This window comes from Pseudomonas sp. PF05 (assembly GCF_056521845.1).
Genome location: NZ_JBWLPW010000042.1, coordinates 1 through 3324 on the forward strand (window position 1 = coordinate 1; position 3324 = coordinate 3324).

2 rRNA genes are annotated in these 3324 nt (G+C 51.4%); both read left to right on the plus strand.

Annotated features, from left to right (window positions below):
• Positions 1–163 precede the first annotated feature (163 nt).
• A 23S ribosomal RNA gene (locus AC09SL_RS29300) occupies positions 164–3055 on the plus strand.
• A gap of 167 nt (positions 3056–3222) precedes the next feature.
• Positions 3223–3324: ribosomal RNA gene (gene rrf / locus AC09SL_RS29305) — 5S ribosomal RNA — on the plus strand; the annotation flags it as partial.

Here is a 3324-nt window from a genome sequence, read left to right on the forward strand (position 1 = left end):
TCGTTCTTTAAAAATTTGGGTATGTGATAGAAAGATAGACTGAACGTTACTTTCACTGGTAACGGATCAGGCTAAGGTAAAATTTGTGAGTTGCTCTTTGAGCAAGATCGAATTTTCGGCGAATGTCGTCTTCACAGTATAACCAGATTGCTTGGGGTTATATGGTCAAGTGAAGAAGCGCATACGGTGGATGCCTTGGCAGTCAGAGGCGATGAAAGACGTGGTAGCCTGCGAAAAGCTTCGGGGAGTCGGCAAACAGACTTTGATCCGGAGATGTCTGAATGGGGGAACCCAGCCATCATAAGATGGTTATCTTGTACTGAATACATAGGTGCAAGAGGCGAACCAGGGGAACTGAAACATCTAAGTACCCTGAGGAAAAGAAATCAACCGAGATTCCCTTAGTAGTGGCGAGCGAACGGGGACTAGCCCTTAAGCTTCTTTGATTTTAGCGGAACGCTCTGGAAAGTGCGGCCATAGTGGGTGATAGCCCTGTACGCGAAAGGATCTTAGAAGTGAAATCGAGTAGGACGGAGCACGAGAAACTTTGTCTGAATATGGGGGGACCATCCTCCAAGGCTAAATACTACTGACTGACCGATAGTGAACTAGTACCGTGAGGGAAAGGCGAAAAGAACCCCGGAGAGGGGAGTGAAATAGATCCTGAAACCGTATGCGTACAAGCAGTGGGAGCCCACTTTGTTGGGTGACTGCGTACCTTTTGTATAATGGGTCAGCGACTTATTTTCAGTGGCGAGCTTAACCGAATAGGGGAGGCGTAGCGAAAGCGAGTCTTAATAGGGCGTCTAGTCGCTGGGAATAGACCCGAAACCGGGCGATCTATCCATGGGCAGGTTGAAGGTTAGGTAACACTGACTGGAGGACCGAACCGACTACCGTTGAAAAGTTAGCGGATGACCTGTGGATCGGAGTGAAAGGCTAATCAAGCTCGGAGATAGCTGGTTCTCCTCGAAAGCTATTTAGGTAGCGCCTCATGTATCACTGTAGGGGGTAGAGCACTGTTTCGGCTAGGGGGTCATCCCGACTTACCAAACCGATGCAAACTCCGAATACCTACAAGTGCCGAGCATGGGAGACACACGGCGGGTGCTAACGTCCGTCGTGAAAAGGGAAACAACCCAGACCGTCAGCTAAGGTCCCAAAGTTATGGTTAAGTGGGAAACGATGTGGGAAGGCTTAGACAGCTAGGAGGTTGGCTTAGAAGCAGCCACCCTTTAAAGAAAGCGTAATAGCTCACTAGTCGAGTCGGCCTGCGCGGAAGATGTAACGGGGCTCAAACCATACACCGAAGCTACGGGTATCACGCAAGTGATGCGGTAGAGGAGCGTTCTGTAAGCCTGTGAAGGTGAGTTGAGAAGCTTGCTGGAGGTATCAGAAGTGCGAATGCTGACATGAGTAACGACAATGGGTGTGAAAAACACCCACGCCGAAAGACCAAGGTTTCCTGCGCAACGTTAATCGACGCAGGGTTAGTCGGTCCCTAAGGCGAGGCTGAAAAGCGTAGTCGATGGAAAACAGGTTAATATTCCTGTACTTCTGGTTATTGCGATGGAGGGACGGAGAAGGCTAGGCCAGCTTGGCGTTGGTTGTCCAAGTTTAAGGTGGTAGGCTGGAATCTTAGGTAAATCCGGGATTCTAAGGCCGAGAGCTGATGACGAGTTACCCTTTGGGTGACGAAGTGGTTGATGCCATGCTTCCAAGAAAAGCTTCTAAGCTTCAGGTAACCAGGAACCGTACCCCAAACCGACACAGGTGGTTGGGTAGAGAATACCAAGGCGCTTGAGAGAACTCGGGTGAAGGAACTAGGCAAAATGGCACCGTAACTTCGGGAGAAGGTGCGCCGGTGAGGGTGAAGCACTTGCTGCATAAGCCCACGCCGGTCGAAGATACCAGGCCGCTGCGACTGTTTATTAAAAACACAGCACTCTGCAAACACGAAAGTGGACGTATAGGGTGTGACGCCTGCCCGGTGCCGGAAGGTTAATTGATGGGGTTAGCTAACGCGAAGCTCTTGATCGAAGCCCCGGTAAACGGCGGCCGTAACTATAACGGTCCTAAGGTAGCGAAATTCCTTGTCGGGTAAGTTCCGACCTGCACGAATGGCGTAACGATGGCGGCGCTGTCTCCACCCGAGACTCAGTGAAATTGAAATCGCTGTGAAGATGCAGTGTATCCGCGGCTAGACGGAAAGACCCCGTGAACCTTTACTATAGCTTTGCACTGGACTTTGAATTTGCTTGTGTAGGATAGGTGGGAGGCTTTGAAGCGTGGACGCCAGTTCGCGTGGAGCCATCCTTGAAATACCACCCTGGCAACTTTGAGGTTCTAACTCAGGTCCGTTATCCGGATCGAGGACAGTGTATGGTGGGTAGTTTGACTGGGGCGGTCTCCTCCTAAAGAGTAACGGAGGAGTACGAAGGTGCGCTCAGACCGGTCGGAAATCGGTCGTAGAGTATAAAGGCAAAAGCGCGCTTGACTGCGAGACAGACACGTCGAGCAGGTACGAAAGTAGGTCTTAGTGATCCGGTGGTTCTGTATGGAAGGGCCATCGCTCAACGGATAAAAGGTACTCCGGGGATAACAGGCTGATACCGCCCAAGAGTTCATATCGACGGCGGTGTTTGGCACCTCGATGTCGGCTCATCACATCCTGGGGCTGAAGCCGGTCCCAAGGGTATGGCTGTTCGCCATTTAAAGTGGTACGCGAGCTGGGTTTAGAACGTCGTGAGACAGTTCGGTCCCTATCTGCCGTGGACGTTTGAGATTTGAGAGGGGCTGCTCCTAGTACGAGAGGACCGGAGTGGACGAACCTCTGGTGTTCCGGTTGTCACGCCAGTGGCATTGCCGGGTAGCTATGTTCGGAAAAGATAACCGCTGAAAGCATCTAAGCGGGAAACTTGCCTCAAGATGAGATCTCACTGGGACCTTGAGTCCCCTGAAGGGCCGTCGAAGACTACGACGTTGATAGGCAGGGTGTGTAAGCGCTGTGAGGCGTTGAGCTAACCTGTACTAATTGCCCGTGAGGCTTGACCATATAACACCCAAGCAATTTGTATGCTCCGAGCTGAAAAGCAAAGAGACCAGATTGCGGTGTGTGAAGACGAAACGAACCGAAAGTTCGAATCTCACAAAACACCGAAGCTATCACATACCCAATTTGCTGAAGCGAGGCCAGCTGGCCGCGACTCAGTACCCGAATTTCTTGACGACCATAGAGCATTGGAACCACCTGATCCCATCCCGAACTCAGCAGTGAAACGATGCATCGCCGATGGTAGTGTGGGGTTTCCCCATGTGAGAGTA